Annotated in this window: 17 protein-coding genes and 2 tRNA genes; 4 read left to right on the forward strand and 15 right to left on the reverse strand. The window is 50.8% G+C overall.

What is annotated here, in order from left to right:
• Positions 1 to 24 precede the first annotated feature (24 nt).
• A complete protein-coding gene (locus tag MMG03_RS11910) occupies positions 25 to 738 on the reverse strand; it encodes a GNAT family N-acetyltransferase (RefSeq protein ID WP_249506368.1) in 714 nt (237 codons plus the stop codon).
• 242 nt (positions 739 to 980) lie between these two features.
• On the opposite strand from MMG03_RS11910, the gene MMG03_RS11915 reads away from it, so the two are divergent.
• Together MMG03_RS11915 and MMG03_RS11920 are read left to right on the forward strand one after the other, a co-directional pair.
• Positions 981 to 1,226: a TIGR03905 family TSCPD domain-containing protein gene (locus MMG03_RS11915; protein WP_073160774.1), complete on the forward strand. Its 246-nt coding sequence runs from the start codon at positions 981 to 983 to the stop codon at positions 1,224 to 1,226.
• 27 nt (positions 1,227 to 1,253) lie between these two features.
• Positions 1,254 to 1,333: transfer RNA gene (locus tag MMG03_RS11920), tRNA-Leu, on the forward strand.
• A gap of 60 nt (positions 1,334 to 1,393) precedes the next feature.
• Here MMG03_RS11920 and MMG03_RS11925 read toward each other — a convergent pair.
• Together MMG03_RS11925 and MMG03_RS11930 are read right to left on the reverse strand one after the other, a co-directional pair.
• On the reverse strand, positions 1,394 to 2,737 hold the full coding sequence (locus tag MMG03_RS11925; RefSeq protein ID WP_249506369.1) for a glycosyl hydrolase family 8: 1,344 nt from the start codon (positions 2,735 to 2,737) through the stop codon (positions 1,394 to 1,396).
• A gap of 60 nt (positions 2,738 to 2,797) precedes the next feature.
• Positions 2,798 to 4,453, reverse strand: a complete 1,656-nt coding sequence (locus MMG03_RS11930) for an endo-1,4-beta-xylanase (protein ID WP_249506370.1) — start codon at positions 4,451 to 4,453, stop codon at positions 2,798 to 2,800.
• A gap of 201 nt (positions 4,454 to 4,654) precedes the next feature.
• On the opposite strand from MMG03_RS11930, the gene MMG03_RS11935 reads away from it, so the two are divergent.
• Positions 4,655 to 5,581 carry a DMT family transporter gene (locus MMG03_RS11935; protein ID WP_249506371.1) on the forward strand — a complete coding sequence of 309 codons (927 nt, stop codon included), beginning with the start codon at positions 4,655 to 4,657 and terminating at the stop codon, positions 5,579 to 5,581.
• Positions 5,582 to 5,934: 353 nt separating this feature from the next.
• On the opposite strand, the gene tmk is transcribed toward MMG03_RS11935, so the two are convergent.
• From tmk to MMG03_RS11950, 3 genes are all read right to left on the reverse strand, one after another.
• Positions 5,935 to 6,564 (reverse strand): dTMP kinase, encoded by a 630-nt coding sequence (gene tmk, locus MMG03_RS11940; protein ID WP_073238084.1) that lies wholly within the window; start codon positions 6,562 to 6,564, stop codon positions 5,935 to 5,937.
• A gap of 155 nt (positions 6,565 to 6,719) precedes the next feature.
• A complete protein-coding gene (gene secA, locus MMG03_RS11945) occupies positions 6,720 to 9,683 on the reverse strand; it encodes a preprotein translocase subunit SecA (protein WP_249506372.1) in 2,964 nt (987 codons plus the stop codon).
• A 193-nt stretch (positions 9,684 to 9,876) separates the two neighbouring features.
• A complete protein-coding gene (locus MMG03_RS11950) occupies positions 9,877 to 10,806 on the reverse strand; it encodes a DUF4421 family protein (RefSeq protein WP_249506373.1) in 930 nt (309 codons plus the stop codon).
• Between the two features lie 57 nt (positions 10,807 to 10,863).
• Between MMG03_RS11950 and MMG03_RS11955 the strand changes: the two genes are divergently transcribed.
• Positions 10,864 to 12,411: a histidine-type phosphatase gene (locus MMG03_RS11955; RefSeq protein ID WP_249506374.1), complete on the forward strand. Its 1,548-nt coding sequence runs from the start codon at positions 10,864 to 10,866 to the stop codon at positions 12,409 to 12,411.
• Between the two features lie 63 nt (positions 12,412 to 12,474).
• Here the strand turns inward: MMG03_RS11955 and MMG03_RS11960 are convergent, their stop codons facing one another.
• The 9 genes from MMG03_RS11960 to MMG03_RS12000 form a co-directional block, all read right to left on the reverse strand.
• Complete coding sequence (locus tag MMG03_RS11960; protein ID WP_249506375.1) at positions 12,475 to 14,076, reverse strand: DUF3943 domain-containing protein; 1,602 nt, start codon at positions 14,074 to 14,076, stop codon at positions 12,475 to 12,477.
• A gap of 29 nt (positions 14,077 to 14,105) precedes the next feature.
• A complete protein-coding gene (locus MMG03_RS11965) occupies positions 14,106 to 14,591 on the reverse strand; it encodes a hypothetical protein (RefSeq protein WP_249506376.1) in 486 nt (161 codons plus the stop codon).
• Between the two features lie 61 nt (positions 14,592 to 14,652).
• Positions 14,653 to 14,725: transfer RNA gene (locus MMG03_RS11970), tRNA-Met, on the reverse strand.
• Positions 14,726 to 14,772: 47 nt separating this feature from the next.
• On the reverse strand, positions 14,773 to 15,516 hold the full coding sequence (locus tag MMG03_RS11975) for a metallophosphoesterase (protein ID WP_249506377.1): 744 nt from the start codon (positions 15,514 to 15,516) through the stop codon (positions 14,773 to 14,775).
• A gap of 355 nt (positions 15,517 to 15,871) precedes the next feature.
• Positions 15,872 to 16,249 carry a polymer-forming cytoskeletal protein gene (locus tag MMG03_RS11980; protein ID WP_073160790.1) on the reverse strand — a complete coding sequence of 126 codons (378 nt, stop codon included), beginning with the start codon at positions 16,247 to 16,249 and terminating at the stop codon, positions 15,872 to 15,874.
• Between the two features lie 51 nt (positions 16,250 to 16,300).
• On the reverse strand, positions 16,301 to 17,095 hold the full coding sequence (locus tag MMG03_RS16155) for a M23 family metallopeptidase (RefSeq protein WP_073160792.1): 795 nt from the start codon (positions 17,093 to 17,095) through the stop codon (positions 16,301 to 16,303).
• 28 nt (positions 17,096 to 17,123) lie between these two features.
• Positions 17,124 to 18,140 carry a ParB/RepB/Spo0J family partition protein gene (locus MMG03_RS11990; RefSeq protein WP_249506378.1) on the reverse strand — a complete coding sequence of 339 codons (1,017 nt, stop codon included), beginning with the start codon at positions 18,138 to 18,140 and terminating at the stop codon, positions 17,124 to 17,126.
• A 43-nt stretch (positions 18,141 to 18,183) separates the two neighbouring features.
• Entirely contained in the window at positions 18,184 to 18,969 is a 786-nt protein-coding gene (locus MMG03_RS11995) for a ParA family protein (protein WP_073160796.1), read from the reverse strand.
• Positions 18,966 to 19,664 (reverse strand): 16S rRNA (guanine(527)-N(7))-methyltransferase RsmG, encoded by a 699-nt coding sequence (locus MMG03_RS12000; RefSeq protein WP_249506379.1) that lies wholly within the window; start codon positions 19,662 to 19,664, stop codon positions 18,966 to 18,968. The genes MMG03_RS11995 and MMG03_RS12000 overlap by 4 nt, the downstream gene beginning before the upstream one ends.
• Between the last annotated feature and the right edge of the window lie 349 nt (positions 19,665 to 20,013).

The following is a 20,013-nucleotide window of genomic DNA, read 5'->3' on the forward strand; positions in this document are numbered from 1 at the left end:
AAAACCGAGGAGGCTTTTTTGGTACTACCCTAGTTGTCCGGGAAGCACCTTCTTTTCCTTGGGCGGGAACTGCTTATCGAATTCCTCCACGTCTTTATCGTCGACGAAGTAGGGCGAAGGATCGCGATAACTTCCGCGGATGCCGTCCAGAAAACCAGGCGTCAACTCCCGAATCAGGAAGTAGGGCGCGTCGCCATCAGGATCGTCCGCATAGCGGATTCCCTTGGACGTTGCAACTGCAAAACCGCACTTGCCGTAGAACTGGATATTACCGCACATGGCGATACATCCGGCGCCCATTTCGCGGGCACGTTCCAGGGCATAGTCCAGCAGCATCTTGCCAAGGCCCTTGCGTTGCATGTCGGGTCGGACGCTGATAGGCCCGAAGGTCATCATGCGCAGGCGCTGCGGGTCCTGCGCGGTCTCCCCAGCCTGAGCGGAACCGGCCTGCGGGTCCACCAGAATTTCACTCCAGGCGAACATGACGTGAGCGAGGATTTCGCGACCCACTGCCTCGCGACAGTTTTCGCCTGCGGAAAGCCCGCAGTTCCCAGGGCCTTCCAGCACCAGGCTCAATTCGGGAATAAAGTCCGGATGGTTCCTGTAGCAATGAAGCACGTAATGTTCCGAGCATCCGGGACGATAGACGTTCCAGAAAGCTTCACGGGTCAAGTTTTCAACAGCAGAGAAATCGGCAGGCTGTTCCTGTCGGATAGTGTATTCAGAATTATTAGACATTGTCTTTTCCTTTTTTAGTGTGAAAGGATACGAGTCACGCCACCCGGCGTAACCCGCACTAAACAATGTCCCAGTTTTGGATTCGACCGAAGTCGAAATTATGGATTAAGAACATCCAACTCCGTAATAAAGGTTCGGTTATAATATACTCATTTTTCAAGGGAGTGGTCACAATCCTGCCGTAATTTCTACATTGTCCATAAACACAATCGGCGACTTCCAAGGCGCCACGAGAGGCTTTTATGCAGACTAAGGAATTCAAGACCAGCGGCACCTGCGCCCAGCTCATCACTTTCGACTACGAAAACGGCAAGATGTACAACCTCAACTTCATGGGTGGCTGCAACGGCAACCTGAAAGCCATCGGCAAGCTCTGCGAAGGCAAGGACATGAAGGAAATCGCCGACATCCTGGAAGGCAACACCTGCAACGGAAAATCCACTTCCTGCGCCGACCAGCTGGCCAAGGCCATCCGGGAAGTTCTGTAATTTATTATATTTGACACTCCTAAAATTGCGAGAGTGGCGGAATTGGCAGACGCGCCAGACTTAGGATCTGGTACCTCGGTGTGTGGGTTCGACTCCCACCCCTCGCATAAAAAAGACCTCGTAGCTCGCGCTGCGGGGTCTTTTTTTGGGGGTTAGGAGGAATCCGTCTATACGTAGAACTTTCCACTGCAGGCCAGCAGACCCAACATGTAGAGAAGTCCGTCGTAGTAACGCCAGGTACCCGTAGGAACTTCCAGGTTCCACAGGTCTTCGGCAAAAGGCTTGATCAGCGGATCGCCTTCGGGCAGCGCAATAGTTGCAGCACCGTTCATACCGATAAGGCCACCGGTAGCCAGACGTGCTTCACGGAAGAATCCGGAGCCGTCGATGTAGGAGTCGGCCACATAGGGGCGGTGGTCATTAAAGTAATTCAGCAGGCGGCGGATTTCCGCGATTTCCCATTCACGGACTGCGGCTACGTTGTCGGGCTGGGTTCCCGCGACGCCGACTGCGGCGCCATTCCCGGCAGCGGCCAGCTGGGCACGTTCCAGGTTCTTAGCGTCCAGGGCGATATTCCAGGCTACGCGCCAGGCGTCACCGCAGAAGCAGTGGCTTGCATCGTGCCAGGGAGTCTTGCGGGGAGTGCCGTCAAATTCGCTGTAGTCTGCAGCCATACCCGTTACCGGGTGGCAAGCCTTCTTCAGGTACTCAAAACTGTTGGCGGCAATCTTCTTCCAGAAATCCACATCCTGGTCAGCGGTCACTGCGCCGTCACTTCCAGCGGAGCCAGCGACAGAACTAGAAGCGGCCCCCGCGACAGAACAAGCGACACCGGCGATACCCTTGGCTTCAGCAACCTTGCAGGCTTCACCGTACATGCGGTAGAATGCCAGCGTGTTGTAGCTGGGGTCCGTGTAGTCATTCCCCTTCATAGGAGAGAATCGCACAAGACCAGCCTTCCGGTCCATCATGGTGAACACTTCTTCCGTTTCCGGCTTGTAGGCCATATCGTGAAGCAGCTTCACCGCTTCCTTCAGGTATTCATCACATCCAAAAACCTTGGCGCCATAAATCAGCGCGATCGCAAAATATTCCTCGCCATCGGGAGCGGGGCCCGGATCCATCATGGAAAAATCCTTGGTGGAAACCTGCCAGGAATAATAACCTTCCAGGGCGCCTTCCTTGTTGCGCATGTAGCGCCTGGAGAAATTCCAGAGTCTGTCGAACAAGTCGCGCTTGCCCATGAGGGCGGCAATAGTCATGCCGTAGCTCATGCCCTCGGAACGGATGTCCGTGTGGCCGATATCTACGATGTAGGCCAGGTCATCGCCGTGGTTAAAGCACACGCGCTCATTTTCGGGATCGCCCTCGAAGAGCTGCCCAAAGGCGGTCTGAAGCTTGGCTTCAATTTCTGCGGGAGTCTTCCCGATCTGTTCAAAAACGCTCTTCATAACACAACTTCCCTGAACGTCACGACGAACCTGTCCGACATCCACGACTTTTTCGTTCACCTTTTTTTTAAAAGTTTGCTTTGTAAAACCCGGCCGAGGCCGGGTTCCTGCGAACCCAAATTATTTCAGTTCCACTACAGCGGACTTGCCGTTTGCGGTCACCTTATACTTACCCGGATAGCCGCGGAACTTAACCACGTCACCTTCAGCCTTGAAAGTTCCGTTAGTGGTCCACACCTTGTGCCACAGGTCGTAAATCAACTTGGCGGCAGGCTTTTCACGACCATCGGAAGCGATGATGCCGCCGTTCTGGACCCAGTGACGGTTATCCCAGAAGCCCCACAGCAAAATACCTTCGATGGCGGGGTGGCTGAAGAAGGAGCGGAGCACGATTTCGTAGCGGCGTGCCTGTTCTTCTTCGCCAAAATAAAGACCCTTCTGCCAGTCGCCAAAGTCAAGTTCGGTCACCTTGATGGGCAGGCCAAGTTCGGCAAGGCGGTCGAGACGGGCACGGATAAAGGCAGGGTTGATGGCGCGGTCACCGAAGTGGCACTGTACACCGATACCGTGAACAGGAATCTTGCGGTCAAGCATGCCCTTCACCAGGTCATAGAGACGTTCAGTTTCGCCGGCAGAGACCACCTGATATTCGTTGACAAACAGACGGGCATCGGGGTCAGCGCGATGAGCCCACACATGGGCGCTATCCAAAAGATCCCAGCCGCACTTGTTAAAGAGGAACGGTTCATGGAAGGCTTCGTTCCATACGTCATATTCCTTGATGCGGCCCTTGTATTCCTTAAGGTCGCGATCGATACGGGCCTTCAGCTTCTGACCGATTTCCTTGCAGCTGCCCTTCATGCTGAAGTGCTTGTCGTAACCGTAACCCTGGATACCCCACATAAGGGTGTGGGCACGGAAGCCCCACTTGTAGGCGTCTACATAATCCAGATACTGCTTGAATTCGTCGCGGCGGATCTTGCCCTTCTTGGGTTCGTATTCCGGCCACTTGAACTGGTTTTCGGGAACGCCATACCAGAAGTACTTATTGGCAGTCTTGCGGTACCAGGTTTCGATACTGTCCTTGGAGGGGTACAGCGCAAGTGCAGTTCCGAAGGGGAATGCATGACGGATCAGTTCCACCTTCACATCGGAAGCACCCTTCATGGAATCCGGCAAGGCCAAGGTGAAGTCCTTCTTGCGCAGGCTATCGATACGGGCGGCATTGTTGGCATACCAGGTGGTATCATTCATGCCTTCGGCCTTGGTGATTTCCACGTCATCCATCTGGAGCCAGCCCTTGGCCAAGCCCACATGGAAGGTAATGTTGTTCACGCCGTAACCCTTCTGGTCGGCGAGGAAGGTCATGGAATATTCCTTCCATTCGTTGGTCAGCATAAAGGAAGCGCTTTCCTTCTGACACCAGTCGGGAGCACCGCCCTGAACGATAGCGTTAATAGGCATGTTGCCCTTGGCCTTGAAGGTCAAGGTATAGTAGGCGGAATCGGCAAGCCACTTGGGCGGCTGCAGCTGCAGACCCCAGGACGGGTTGGGCAGATCAGTCACTTCAAGGCGGACGCCTTCGCTGGCCACGCCGTCACCTGCATCGGTACCGAAACCAGCTTCGCACAACTTGCTGGTATATTTTGCAGGACCATCGGGATTATTCCAGATATACCAGCCACCGTCACCGTAGCTACAGTCACCATTGGTAAGCAGGCCCGCAAAAGAGGATGCGGCCGCGACAGTGGAAATTGCGATAATCTTTTTCAGCATTTTTATTCCAGAAGGTTGATGTGAGGGCATAGCCCATTCCGTTTTACAAATACAAAGATAACTTGTTTTACCAATATACAATATGGCGCCGGGAATAAAAACGCAAACAGTGTAATAAGTGTTTTCCAATGGAAACAAGGAAACATCTTTTCTAAATTTGGTCCGCACAAAACCAGGCGCATACTTTAAAAAATCCGTCTTATGAAAAACAGCACGAACCTAAAAGCACACCTTTGCATATTCGGTGCCGCTGCCATCTGGGGCCTGATGGCACCTATCGGCAAGGAAGCCATGACCCACGGCATTACCGGCCTGGATATGGTGTTCTTCAGGGTGGCGGGAGCTGCCATCAGTTTCTGGATCGCCTCCCTGGTTCAAAAGGTGTTCTTCCCCGCGCTGGAAGCCGCACAACCCAAGCCGCCTAAAAAGGACATCCTCAAGTTTGCCGGCGCAGGATTTTTCGCCATCGTCTGTAACCAGTGCTGCTTTACGGTGGGCCTTTCCATTACCTCCCCCATCAACGCCTCCATTGTGGCCACAAGCCTCCCCATCTTCGCGCTGATCTCGTCGGCGGTTTTTCTGCGGGAACGGATCACCCTCATGAAAGTCCTTGGAATCGGGCTAGGCCTATCTGGCGCCCTGATGCTCGTTCTCGGAAGTGCCACCGCAAATAACGCCAAGGCAGGAAACATCCTGGGAGACCTTCTCTGTATGACATCCCAGTGCAGCTTCGCCATTTACCTGGGACTCTTCAAGAATCTCATCAGTAAGTACAACGTAATCACCTGCATGAAGTGGATGTTTACCTTCTCCGCCTTCATGGTAGCACCCCTCACCCTTGGCGGCGTCGCGGAAATCCCCTTCCCAGAAATCTCCGCCATTACCTGGGCCGAATCCGCCTTCGTAGTTTTCGGCGGCACCTTCATCGCCTACCTGCTCATGGCAAGAGCGCAAAAAATATTGCAGCCCACCGTGGTGGCCATGTATAATTACGTACAACCTACTACGTCCACTGTCGTTTCAGTCCTCATGGGAATCGGAATCTTTGGACTGAGCCAGGCCGCTGCCATCGCCTTGATTATTGCTGGCGTCTATACCGTAAACAGGGCAAAAGCAAGCAACAGCTAGGACACCTTCGCGAAAAAATGCAAAATGTGGCCAAGATGGGCTCCATTTTTCCTGTAAGCTTAACTTTGGAGTCCATAATTTTAGTTTATACGAAATATGCTTGCTATTATGGTAAATAATTTGGGCTCCAAAAGGATAAAAAGCCACATATGGAGTCCAAACATCTTAACGAGAAGGCGAAAAGAAAACATTTTACGATTAATTTATATGTATAAATAGGCTCCAAATTGCTTTAAAAAAAATTTTGGAGTCCATTTTTAAGAAAAAGTAGCGGGAAAGTCGCCCATGGCACAAAAAAAGCCCGCGGATTCTAAACCGCGAGCCTAAAAATTCTTGCTGCAAATTTGAACAAACTAAAGTCTTGCCTTCACCAGCTTCAGCAAGTCCGCAAAGACTTCATCAGGTGTACGGGCCGCATCAATCGCTGAAACGCAATCGCTGTAATCACGGGCCGCGGCCAGGTAACCCTGACGTACACGTTCAAAGAAGTCAGCCTTTTCACTTTCAAGACGATCAGGTGCCTCGCCACGTTTTGCAGTGCGGGCACGGCTGGCTTCAACAGTCAAGTCCAGCACCACCGTCAATTCCGGGAAGCATCCGCCGCAGGTCAGTTCCGTCAGACGCTGCACCTTGTCGGCACCAAGCCCGCGGGCATAACCCTGGTAAGCAAAAGTGCTCCACGCAAAGCGATCCGCAATCACCACCTTGCCTGCATCCAGAGCAGGCTTGATAATTTCTGCGATCACCTGGGCGCGGGCGGCATTATACAGCAACAGCTCGGTATCGTCTGCCATGATTCCCTTGAAGGCAGGGTCCAGCAGAAGTTCGCGAATGCGTTCTGAAATCTTGGCGCCACCAGGTTCACGCAGGCGCACCACCTGATAGCCTTCAGATTCGAGGGCGGCCACCAGCAAGTCAATCTGGGTAGACTTGCCAGAACCATCAATACCTTCCAGAGAAAAGAATCGCTTTGCTGTCTTCATTAGAAGTCGCTCACTTCGTTCGCTTCGAGCAATGAGGCCGTTCTTGCCTTCGGCAATCACTTTGAGGTGTGAGCAAAACAAATTATGCATCGTAGCTCAGAGGCCGAAAGCCGACCTCACACCTCAAAGCACCAAAGGTGCGACCTCACACCTGATTATTCTTCGCCAAGATCCTTACCGTGGCACTTCTTGTACTTGAGGCCACTACCGCACCAGCACATGTCATTGCGGCCAATCTTCGGAGCCTGAGCGGCAGCGCGACGGGCAGCAAGAACGCGGGGGTCAGTATAGGTACGACGGACACGGGGCTGTTCAGCAGCGGCTTCCGGAGCGGCGCCAGACTGTTCAGTTGCAGCAGACTGTGCCTGCTGTTCTTCAGAAATGGCGTTGGTTTCAGAAGAGGCAGCTTCGCCGGCAAGGCCAGCGGCCTTTGCACCTTCAGCGCTCACCTGTTCACCAGCTTCCGCTGCGGCGCCATTGGCTTCTTCCATAGCCTTGCGTTCTGCATCGATCTGTTCCTGGCTCTTAAGCTGCAGCTGGTCCGGAGACACAGTAATCTGCTGGCCATTGGGGCCCGGAATAGTAATGCGGATATTCAAGATACGGAGGGCAGTCAAGGTCGCAATCTTTTCCATGCAGCCTTCGAACATCTTGAAGCCTTCGTTCTTGTAAACCATCAGAGGATCCTTCTGTGCGTATCCGTGGAAACGGATGGAATCCTTCAGCTGGTCCATGGCATACAAGTGTTCCTTCCAGACCTGGTCGATGGTCATGAGGAGGAAGCGGCGTTCGATCTGACGGAAATCCTGTTCCGGAATGATCTTGGTCAGCTTGTCGTAACGGGCCATGCACAGGTCAATAATTTCCTGGAGCACGACTTCGGGAGTCTTGGTGGTAGCTTCTTCCAAGGTCAGGTTGTATTCCATAGAAAGGGAGCGCTGCAGATCCACATGCAGATCTTCAAGCTTCCAGTCTTCCGGATAGCTCTTGGCGGCAATGTACTGAGAAACCTTGATATCGCAAGCGTCTTCGATGCGGTTCTTGATTTCGGAACGGACATCTTCACCGTTCAGGATACGACGGCGCAGACCGTAAATCACCTTACGCTGTTCGTTCATCACGTTATCATAATCCAGCAAGTGCTTACGGATATCGAAGCTCTGGCCTTCCACGCGACGCTGAGCACCGCGAATAGAACGGGAAACGATGGGATGGGTAATCACTTCGTCTTCACCCACGCCAAAACGGCTCATGAGGTTCTTGACGTTGTCACCACCGAAAATACGCATCAGGTTGTCATCCAAAGACAGGAAGTACTGGCTGGAACCCGGGTCACCCTGACGGCCGGAACGACCGCGGAGCTGGTTGTCGATACGGCGGGATTCATGACGTTCAGTACCCAGCACATGCAAGCCGCCCAGTTCGGTAACACCTTCGCCCAGGGCAATGTCGGTACCACGACCAGCCATGTTGGTAGCGATAGTCACCTTGCCCTTATGACCGGCATACTGAATGATTTCAGCTTCACGGCCATGGTTCTTTGCGTTAAGCACTTCATGGGGAACGCCTTCCTTTTCCAGCAAGCCATGGAGGTGTTCAGACTTTTCGATGGATGCGGTACCAACGAGAAGAGGCTGACCCTTGGCGTGACGTTCCTTGATTTCTGCCACGATGGCGCGCCACTTGGCATCTTCAGACTTATACACCAGGTCCTGTTCGTCCTTACGGATGCAAGGATTGTTGGTGGGAATCACCCAGGTGTTCATGTTATAGATCTTGATGAATTCCGTTGCTTCCGTTTCGGCGGTACCGGTCATGCCGGACAGCTTGTTATACATGCGGAAGTAGTTCTGGAAGGTGATGGTAGCGAGAGTCTGGTTCTCGCGACGGATCTGCACATTTTCCTTGGCTTCGATAGCCTGGTGCATACCGTTGCTGTAACGGCGGCCTTCCATGAGACGGCCAGTGTTTTCGTCGACGATTATGATTTCGCCATCGCGTACGATGTAGTCCACATCGCGTTCGTAAAGGTGCCATGCCTTAAGAGCCTGGTCAATGAAGTGAACCCAGTCTGCGTGTTCACCGTAAAGGTTGGTAATCTGGAGGATAGATTCGATGTTTGCAACACCCTTGGAGGTAAGCTGCACGACCTTATCCTTTTCATCCACACCAAAGTCCTTGTTCTTCACAAGCTTCTTTGCAATTTCATTTGCCTTGGCATACTTATCAGTAGCATCTTCGGCAGGGCCAGAAATGATCAGCGGAGTACGGGCTTCATCAATAAGGATGGAGTCCACTTCGTCAACGATACAGTAGTTCAGTTCGCGCTGCACCAGCTGACTAGGATCCACAGCCATGTTGTCGCGGAGGTAGTCAAAGCCGAATTCGTTGTTGGTACCGTAAGTCACGTCGGAGTTGTAGCTGGTACGACGCTGTTCCGGATCCAGACCATTTACAATCAGACCCACAGTAAGGCCCAGGAACTTATAGACCATACCCATCTGTTTGGCGTCACGGCCAGCCAGGTAGTCGTTCACGGTCACCACGTGGACACCCTTACCGGAAAGGGCATTCAAGTAAACCGGGAGAGCTGCAGCCAGAGTCTTACCTTCACCGGTAGCCATTTCTGCAATGGCACCTTCGTGGAGCACAAGACCACCGATCATCTGCACGTCGAAGGGCATCATGCGGAAGGGCTTCACGGACTTGGGGTAAAGTTCGCGGACCTTGGCATAGAGGGCGGCGGGCAGGTAAATTTCCCATTCATTCTTGCCGGAAGCCAGCTGAGCCTTGGCATCGTTCACGCAATCCTGGAGCTCGGGGCCCAGCTTGCTGAAATCAAAATTGTTTTCGGGCTTGAAGATATTGAAGATACCCAGACGGCGGTCGCAAGCTTCCTTACAGACAGCAAAGGCATCAACGCGGATATCGTCCAGAGTGGCACCATTGTTCAGCTTTTCGCGGAATTCGGCGCTCTTTGCAGCAAGGGCTGCATCATCCAGAGCTTCCAGGGCCTCGCGGGCAGCGTTGATTTCTGCAATCACCGGACGGAGCTGCTTCACTTTACGTTCATGGGGTGTACCGAAAATCTTGTGTAGGACGGTATCTACAATGCTCATTTTGTTTCCTTTTTACGGCCGAGGGCGCAGCCCGCGGTCACTGATTAAAATTATACGAGCGTAAAATAGCAACTTTCATGCCACGGCCGAAAAGTTACAATGTGAAACAAAGGTTAAAATTACCGATAAAAAATAAATGTACAAATGTGCATTATTTTATAAAAAGCGAGGGCCCACTTTTTGGGAGGAAAATTTAAAAGCGACGAACAATGAGAATCTTGTAGGCGCACACCAATTTCTGTTCCCAGTGGCTGTCGAATATCACGGGCATATATTCCGTTTCCAGAACATTATTCCAGGACCAAATCTCACCAATATAGCCAAAGGCGAACTTGGCAATAATCTCTGGAAGCAGCATATAGTCATCCTCCTCCGTATCGCCTCCCACGGCGACACCCGCCACGCCCCACAAGTTCAAAAAAGCTTTGTTGTCAAAGACCCAGGTATAGGTATAGCCCATATCCACCCAGCTGCTAAAAATTTCCTTTGGCTCCTGATAATACGGAAAAAATTCATCCTTGTCCTTTGTCTTCGTTCCTTGAATACGGCCGCCCAGAATTAGGCTCCCGGCAGAATGACGCTGCCTGCGATCCAAGAAGAAAGCCGCCCTCGGGGAAAATTCCCCATTGGATGTCCCTAGCCATAGAGCTGAAACATAGACATCCCTCTCCCAGAGATCTACATATAAACTGCTATCTCCCACATCAGTAGAAAATCCGCTATAACTGCGGTACACTCCCTTGACCCACCAGTTTCCAGGGAAAAAATCGAACCCTGTCTCGAAGGAAATCGATTTCGAACTCTTGTTATTTGACGTAAATGGAAGTGCGTAGATAAAGTCCCAATAAAAGTCTCCGTAGCCGAGACCGAGACCCACATCTACCGGGCGATTGGATTTCAGCGCCCCACCATCAAACTCGCTACTCCAGAAACTGACGAAGTTGTAATTGCACAGAAAACGGATTAAAAATTTTCTCCTGAACTCGACAATTCCATCTTCATGTTCCGTTTCAACAATAGCCGCCCTATCACCATCCCCTATTTTCAGGGAATCCTGCCCCTGCCCCAACGCCATTCCGCAAGCGCATATAAGGGATAGTACAAATACAAGGCGACAAAGCATGGGGCAAATATAAAAATGCACAAGAATAAAATCTATCTTTATGGAAAAGGTTATGATATGAACAGCTCAGTTAGTAGAACACCCAAGTCCATTTTTTCTGTTACCCTCCTTGCAATTTTCGCCATGGCAGGTTTTACTGTCGCCCAAACGACAGACGACGAACTTAAAGATCATCCGGAATATACCGCTAGCGGTTACCTGGTCTACCCGGAACCGGACAAGAGCGTCAAATACACCAAGGCGCCTGCCGGCTATAAGCCGTTCTATATCAGCCATTACGGCCGCCACGGAAGCCGCTACCATTACAGCGCAGACGATTATAACTACCTCTTCGAGACTCTGGCCAAGGCCGATTCCGCAAAGGCTCTTTCCGTCACGGGCAAGTACATTATGTTGTCTTCAAAACTGCTGGCAGACAAGGCCGCAAGCCGCGCAGGAGACCTGACCCAGAAGGGTGTCAAGCAGCACGAGGGAATCGCCATGCGAATGGCCAAGAACTTCCCCGATGTGTTCAAGAGCAAGAACGCCAAAATTGCCGAAGTCAACGCCAAGGGCAAGCAAGTCAAGAAGAACGTCAAGTTGCCGCCCCAGGTGGACGCCTTCGCCAGCACTTCGGGCCGTTGCATCGTCAGCATGTCCGCATTCGTAGGCGGCCTCAAGTCCCAGGTGCCCACCGCCCAAATCCGCATGGAATCAGGCAAGAGCCTCATGGGCCATATCAACACCTTCAATTTCGACATCACAAAGAACTACGCCGAAACCCCGGAATTCAAGGCCGAAAACGACAAGCTGTGGAAGGACATCTCCACCGACAATTTCGTACGGACGATCTTCGCCGACACCGCCTACGTTTCCAAGAACGTGGACGTTTCCAATCTCTATAACAAGATGTTCGAAATCGCAGGCAGCATCCAGGGCATGGAAGACGACAACGACCTGATTATCTTCGACCGACTCTTCCCCAAAGAAGAAAAAATCAAGCGCTGGAAGGCACAGAACGCCTGGTGGTACAGCATCCTGGGCACATGCCCCCTTACCGGTAATGACGGCATCAACACCGCAAAGCCCATCCTGAAGCACATCATGAGCGAAACCGAAAACGCCATCGCAGGCGCCACCGATGCAGACGCCGCCACCAACACCGTAGCCACCCTCCGTTTCGGTCACGACACAGGGCTCCTCCCCCTGGCAGGTCTCATGCAGCTTTCCGTCGCAAATGCAAAGGTCACCGACCTGAGCAAGCTTCACGAACAGTGGACTGATTTCCGCATCATCCCCATGGCAGCAAACCTGCAGATGATCTTCTACAAGAAGCCAGGCGCCAAGCCGGCAAAGAGCGCAGCCCCCGAAATCCTGGTCAAGTTCCTGTACAATGAACGTGAAGTTACCGCACCCATCCCCTGCGGCGACGAACCCGCCCAAGAACCCGCCCAGGTCAAGGCCGACATCAAGCCCGGCATGGTGGCAGCCCAACCCGCTGCCCAGCCTGCGGCCCCCGGCGTAATGCTTCCGCCGCCCCCCGCCAAAAAGGTAAAGTGCCCCGCCGCTCCCTACTACCGCTGGGAAGACGTAAAGAACTTCTACGGAAAAATCCTGGCCGAATAATCCGCGCTCGCAGACACTACCTGACGCTCCGTTACCTGCCAGCCATCGTTATCAGCCGCTCCGTTACCTGCCGCCCATCAAGTGGAAATTCAGGTACGTCGAAAAACTGAAAATTCGGCGGCTCATGGGCTCGAACAAGTCCGTTGAATAGGCCGCCAATTTTAGGTAAGTGTCCAGTCGGCTACCCAGATCAAGCCAATCCAGAATCCTGTATTCCATGGCAGACTGGTTCACCACCAGGAAGTCCCAACCCTCCGCGCCATAGTGGGGTGTGGAGCCTGGAATGGTATGCAGCACATCTGCGACGACTTTATTATAGACCCTGAATTTTTTCTTGTACAGAACTTCTGTCATCAGGCTGTATTTCACGCCGGTATTGTACTGGTAATTGTCCTTGTCCGAAACGTACTCCGGATGCACTTCCTGGATCAAGTCGTCATATCCCATGTCAGCTGTACCCAACATGATATAATAAATCTGGTTCATAATGCGGAACCGTAAATCCGGCGTAAGCCACAGGGCAATATCCAGGGCGGCTCCCAATGACAAGGTGCTCACCGTAGCCAAGTCCCCGTAGAAAGTATCGAAGTTCAGGTTCAGAGAAAAATCCAACCAGTGGCCGCGACCATGCAGGCCCGCATTTTTCAGCTTTCCCATAATGTCAAGCTGCAATACGTTCCCCTCGAAACCTGTCTCGTTGAACATCTCCACCTTGAAATAGTCGAAAGGTTCCTTCACCCTCGTATAGGGCTTTCCGTATTCCAGGAACAATGAGGTCATGCCGTGATGATCGTTCCACTGCTGGTCCAGATTATCGGCCCCCTGGTTACCAATACGGTAATCACTACCGAATCGGGAGCCGCCACCTGCAGCAATCACAAGTTCAACAGGCACCCAGCCCGTCCTGAAATCCCGACTACCGAACATCTTCCTCTGGCTATAAGCCATAGGGTGGAAAATGAAGGCCGCCAATTCCCTGTACCAAGGCACATCGGAGTTGCTATAAGCCAATCGTGAAAGCCTGTACAGGACTTCGCCGTACATGGAGCCGCCAATAGAAGTCGTCATCAAGTCGTTGGGCGCCGGGTATTCCGTCTCGCAGAACATTTCCCAGATGCTGCTTCCGAGAGCCGCCCAAACTACACTCTGGTAAAAACCGTAACCGCCGGCGCGGGCGGCACTATAATAGTAGGAACCCTGATACGGGTGCCCGTAAAAATTGATGGCCCAGTGATTATGATCCCACTTCCAGCCTTCCCTAAAATTCCGCTTCCAATAGCTGGGACCTGTGTGGGCGTAATTCTTGTCCAGCACATAATAATCCCAGGCCCACACAAAAACATTCTGGCCCAGAATCTGGCCGGCAACCACCGGGGCAAAAACCGGTTCAACCTTGGCCGTATCCCTAGAAAAAAATTCGTCCAATTCGGCGCCATAACCGGCAGTCCGCAAGGAATCCACGATACGTGCAGAGTCTGCGGCTCTAATCTCCAACTTCCACAGCGCCACATCCTTCACACTGATAACAGGTTCCCTTTCTATGGAATCCTGGATAGACTTGGCAGCTTCTACAAGATTTTTCTTTTCTTTATGGGTGACCGCTTGCGACCAAGCGCAAACCTGAAAAAAGAACAGAACAAAAAAAACAGTCACGAACTTCTTCATGACTGCATATTTAGAATTATCCAATTTGACTAGTTATTGGGACGCAGGCCAACAGACTCAAAAACAGCCTTGTTCTTGGGATCCGGGAGAGCCACGGAGGTAATCCAGTTGAATTCTGCCACACCAGCCAGACCCACGCGGGCGCAAAGCTGGTCACGGGCAACATTGTAGGCGTTCAGGATCAAAATCTTTTCGGAATCGTTAGCCTTGTCGATTCGTTCAGACCAGCGATAGCCCAGTTCTACCAAGCCGGCACTTGCCTTGGCGTAGAACTTTGCCTTTTCGGCACTGATCACAGAAGAAGAAGGAACGTTAAAAGTCTCCACCGGAACAATGGGCTGTGTCTTGGGAGAGCTTACGTGCATCTGAGCAATTTCAGGCACACCCTGCTGCTCTTCGCCGCAGGCGGTAAAGTTCACGGCCATAAATGCAGCCAGAACTGCAAAAACAAAAAAAGAGGCAGCCGTCTTAAACGTCGCCAGGTTAAAGTTAATTCCTTTTATACGTCCAGACATAACTGCCTCTTTTTGAAAGTCTCAAGAACTCACGGGTTTGATTTCTTGGACCTTCCTTTACTAGCGGCTTGTGGGCTCGAACCACAGACCTGCGGATTATGATTCCGACGCTCTACCAACTGAGCTAAGCCGCCGAAGGTTGAACCAAATTTAGTCAATTACTGAAATATTTTCAAGGGGTTTAGTGAAAATAAACTTCAGTTTCTACAAAATTTTCGCCCCATTTGATCACTTGCCACCCAGGAGCCGAACTTTTCAGGTTAAAATAGGGGCAATTGGGGTCAATCTGCATCTGTGTCGCCGGCGAAACATGAACCGTCTGACGTCCAAGCTTGACCTCGAACTGGCTGTGATAGTGTCCAGTAAAGATATGAGTCAGGTTGGGAATGTCAGCCAGGACCTTCTGCACATCAAGCATGTTGCGCATATGATAACGCAAGTCCATGAAGCGGTGACCGCAGAAACAGGGAGGGTGATGTACAAAAAGCAAGATCTCACCAGAAACCTTGGCCGTCTCTTCCTTCAGCCAAACCAGCTGTTCAGGAGAAACGTCGCCGCAGGCACTATCCAAAAAGAAAATGCTTCTACCGGCGATTTCGTAACGGTAGTAGCACTTGCCATCGTGGACCTTGCCCTTCAGGTCATAGAACTGCTCCATGACTTCGATGCGGTCGTGATTTCCGGGAATAACGCAGTATGGAACCGGGTAATCCTTGAGCAGGTCTGCCAGATACTTGTAGGCGCCGGGCTCTGCATCCTCATTAGCCAAATCACCGGACAGGACCAGCAGGTCCAAATCCTTCATAGATTCGGAATTCAAGGCCTTAAGAAAGTTGGCGCGAACATCGATGCCCTGCACCAAGTTCTCGTCTTCACCGATATGGATATCGGTTATCTGGCCTATTTTGAGAATTTTAGTTTCCATACAAATTGCTAGTACAATATAAATTTTTGTTTAGCCACCCAAGGATATATTTTTTCAAAATTTTTCCCTTTGTGAGCCAAATCAACAAAGATAATGTGCTTTTTTCCAAATCTTCAACATCGTTTTGTGAAAGTTTTGTGAATTCACATTGAAAACTAAGCTTCAACACTTATCAACGTTGAAAATTGTGAATAGATTTGAAGTTTTCAACATTTGTGCACATCTGAATTATCTTCGTATCTTATTGAGCATCAATGAGTTATAAATTAAACTTTACAAATCTATCCACTATTCACGAAACCAATATTCAATACTATATATATATATACATAGTATTTATTAGTATGTGTGTTGATTAGAGCTTGACTTCCTTAGAAGCGGAAGCAGGCTGCTGAGACTGCTGGAGATTGCCCATCTGGCAGTTGCCCTGGAACACTGCACCTTCCTGGATGATCAGGAGCTTGGTCTTGATGTTACCGACAAACTGGGAGCTGTTTTCGAGAATGAGCTTTTCGGAGCAATCGATGTTGCCCTTGACGGAACCTGCAACTACTGCAGAGGTAGTCTTGATTTCGCCTTCGATGAAACCCTGCTTTTCGATAATCAGTTCGCCTTCAATTGCAACACTACCGTTGATGGTACCGGCTACGCGAACGTCGCTCTTGCCGCTAATGTCGCCCTTGATGGTTACGCTATGACCGATCTGGGTAATTTCCTGTTCCTTAACTGCCATTGTTTCCTCTTTGGTTAGTGAAATTTTTTATAAATCTAATTCTATAAGATACTAATAGTTGAAGAATGTTTCGGGATCCAGTTCCTTTCCATCCTTCGTTATAGTATAGTGCAAGTGGGGTCCACTGGCATTGCCAGTTGCACCGATGGTACCGATGATATCACCCTTGCCGACATTGCGACCCTTGCGGGTGCGGATTTCCTTCATATGGGAATAACTCGAAACGTAACCGTTCTGATGGTTGATGATGACGGTGTTTCCAAGTTCTTCTTTCTGCCCGGCAAATTCCACGGTGCCACTGCCCGATGCAAATACAGGATTTCCGGGCTGGGCCGAGAAGTCTGTTCCCATGTGTCCGTTCTCTTCAGAGAACTTCTTGCTGATGATGCCGACCACGGGAATCACGTTGGGAATTTTTTCAAGGCGCAGTTTTTCTTCCATGGGAATCCAGCCGCCTTCATAGTCCACATCGATCTTCTCAGAAGGAGTGTGGGCGAACTTATTCTTGTCGATAAGGCTGTTGACCTTGTTGGAATCATTTTCTACGAAGGTGCCTAGCAGGTTCTGGATTCTTTCTTCCAGAACCCAGAGGGAGTCCATGCGGTTGAACAGTTCCTCGTAGTTCTGATTCTGCTTGATCAGCTGGGCGTTGGTGACGCGCATCTTCTCGTAACGGATGAGTGTCTTGGTAACATGGCCCATCTTATAGATGAAGGCGCCGGTAACGGCAATCAGGACTACCAGGAAAATCTTGAGGAACGTGAACCATTTGGTGGAAACACGGAACTTCTTGATTTCCTTGGAATCTTCCGGGATAATCTGTATGGTGTAATACTTACCTTTCACAGTTTCCTCTGTCTAACGGAATCGCCTATTAGCGGTCCATCAATTCCTGGATACGGGTCAGGTCGTCCATGCTATAGTAGTTGATGACGATGGTACCCTGGGACTGGGTGGGATTGGTGGGTTTCAACTGAACCTTGGTTCCAAAGTAGGTTTCGAGACGATTTTCGAAATTCTTCAAGTCGGCGGAAAGTTCGATCTTGGGCTTGGGTTCTGCTGCCGGTGCGTCGACAGGTTCTTCGCCGGAAACTTCTTCGCCAGTGTGAACTTCGGGAACTTCTTCAGAAGATTCGGCAGGAGCCTGTGCTGGCTGAACTTCGTCACCGCGGATAATGGCTTCGATCTGACGGACGTTCAGACCTTCCTCGATGATGCGCTTTGCCAGTTCTTCGGCATTGTCCACCTTGTCAGAGCAAAGTGCGCGGGCTGCACCAGAGGCAATCTTGCCTTCCTGAATCCAATCCAGAACCTGGGTCGGGAGCTTCAGCAGGCGGAGTGCGTTGGTGATAGCAGAGCGGGACTTACCAACAGTCTTGGCCAAATCATCGTGGGTATAGTTGTGAAGATCGATCAACTGTTGATAAGATTGTGCAACTTCAACAGGATTCAGGTCCACACGCTGGATATTTTCGATGAGGGCCCATTCGCCCATGATCTTGTCATCCAGACTTTCGTAGACCTGGGCCTTGATAGTAGCGAGACCGGCCAGCTTGGTTGCGCGGGTACGACGTTCACCGCTGATGATCTGGTAGCGGTCGCCCACCTTGCGAACGGCGATAGGCTGGATCAGACCATGCTTCTCGATGGTTTCGGCAAGTTCAACCAGTTCGTCATCGTCAAAAGTCTTACGGGGCTGGAACGGGTTGGGGTCGATGAGATTTACGTCAATTTCGATAATTTTCTGGGAGTTATCAACAGTTTCGGTGTTTTCGACAGCATTAGCTTCAGATTGTTGATTAGTTTCCTGGGGATTGCTAGGCTGTTCAACAGAATGATCCCTCAAAATATCAGCGAGACTACGACCCAGAGAAAAAGACTTCTTACCCATAAAAATAATTTCCTTATATATATAGTTAGCTTGACTGACCTGACTATTTATCCTTGTTCAGGATTTCTTCAGCCAGCTTTACATATGCCTGGGAACCGGTGCTCTGCACATCGTACAGGATAACCGGCTTGCCGTGAGACGGAGCTTCGCTCAAACGGACGTTGCGGGGAATCATGGTCTTGAAGACGGTGTCGCTCAAGTTTTCGCGGACTTCGTCAGCCACCTGCTTGCAGAGACCCAGACGGGAATCGTACATTGTCAACAGGGCACCTTCGATCTTCAAGTTGCTGTTGAGATTTTTCTGAACTTCGCGGATGGTCTTGAAAAGTTCAGTCATACCCTGCAGTGCATAATATTCACACTGCACGGGAATCAGCACGCTAGTAGCGGCTGTCAACACGTTCAATGTTAATAAGTTCAGACTGGGGGGAGCGTCGATAATGATAAATTCGAATTCCTGGGACAGGATCTTCATGATGCGTTCGAGACGGCGTTCGCGACTCATGGCGTTCACCAGTTCGATTTCCATGACAGCCAGGTCCGGTCCGGAAGTGATCATCTTCAGGTAGTCCAGGTTGGTATCCAGAATTGCTTCCTTGATTGTTTCATAGGTAACATTATCCGGATTTTCGGCCATGTTCAGAACTTCGTGGATATCCACGTCCTGCATTTCATTGAAACCCAGACCCTGGGATGCATTACCCTGGGGGTCCATGTCAATAAGAAGAGTCTTCTTTTCGAGGGCGGCAAAACTGGCAGCCAGGTTCACGGCGGTAGTAGTCTTGCCTACCCCACCCTTCTGGTTGCATATAGCGATCACTTTACTCATTCGTTACCTCTTGTAACTAGGGCATATTCCTGTTCTTCCTGGGGCAATGCATATTTATATATGTGTACTGCCGGATCGTTTTCCAGGTGAACGATGTTATTAAAACTCTTAAGGGTCACAAATTTGCCACCACGGGCTAGACCCGGCTGGGCGCGTTCCCAGTCATTTTCAAAAGTGGAAAGGGCGCGGCAACTGACAAAATCCAAATAAGCCAGGCCGGAAGTTTCGAAGCGCTTGCCTACGACAGTCATGTTGTCCAGGTGCAATTCCTTCTTCACGAAATTCATAAACTGCACGCGCTTGTTGCGAGGTTCCACAGCGTAGAATTGGACTTCGGGCATGACAATGGCTAACGGAAAACTGGGACATCCTGCACCGGCACCCATATCAGCCCAACGCTTACCCTTCAGCATGCTGAGGGCCTCTGCGCGAAAAGCTGCGGTGTCATCCTGAGGCGCAGCCGAAGGATCCACCAACTTACCTATATATATATAAGGCACCAGGGAGTCTGCGATGTGTCTGGATAAAAACTTCTGGGAATCCTTTTCAGAAATCAGGTTGCCGTATTCCTTGGTATCAACAACCAGGTCGGCAAAAGCATAAAGCTTTTCCAAAGTTGCAGCAGACAGTTCTACCCCGTTTGAGGAAAGAAACTGATTTAGAAGATTCTTCTGTTCTTCGTTATTTTTATACATAATGGTTCGTACGTTGGTGTGCTACGCACACTACATTCTCATGCTCGGTCATCCCCGTCAAGCGAGGATAGGTGCCAGAATGCAATCATTCTGTCGCGACACTCGCTATCGAATGTTGGGCTCCTACGGAGTCATTTGCTGCACCCAGGATATGTCAAAGAATAAATTCTATGCCGCATCCTAGATTTGCAAATGTTTACTCCTTTGGAGTTTACACCCATCGGGTGTCAAATGAAAATAAACAAGTTTATTTTCGCTTTCCACCCTCGGTTGTGTTTCACGTGGAACATAATTTAGATATCCCAAAAAATAAAATCAACAAAAGACGAGTTTAGCCTTTCATTTAATT

It is taken from the genome of Fibrobacter sp. HC4 (genome assembly GCF_023373925.1).
Classification (GTDB): Bacteria; Fibrobacterota; Fibrobacteria; order Fibrobacterales; family Fibrobacteraceae; genus Fibrobacter.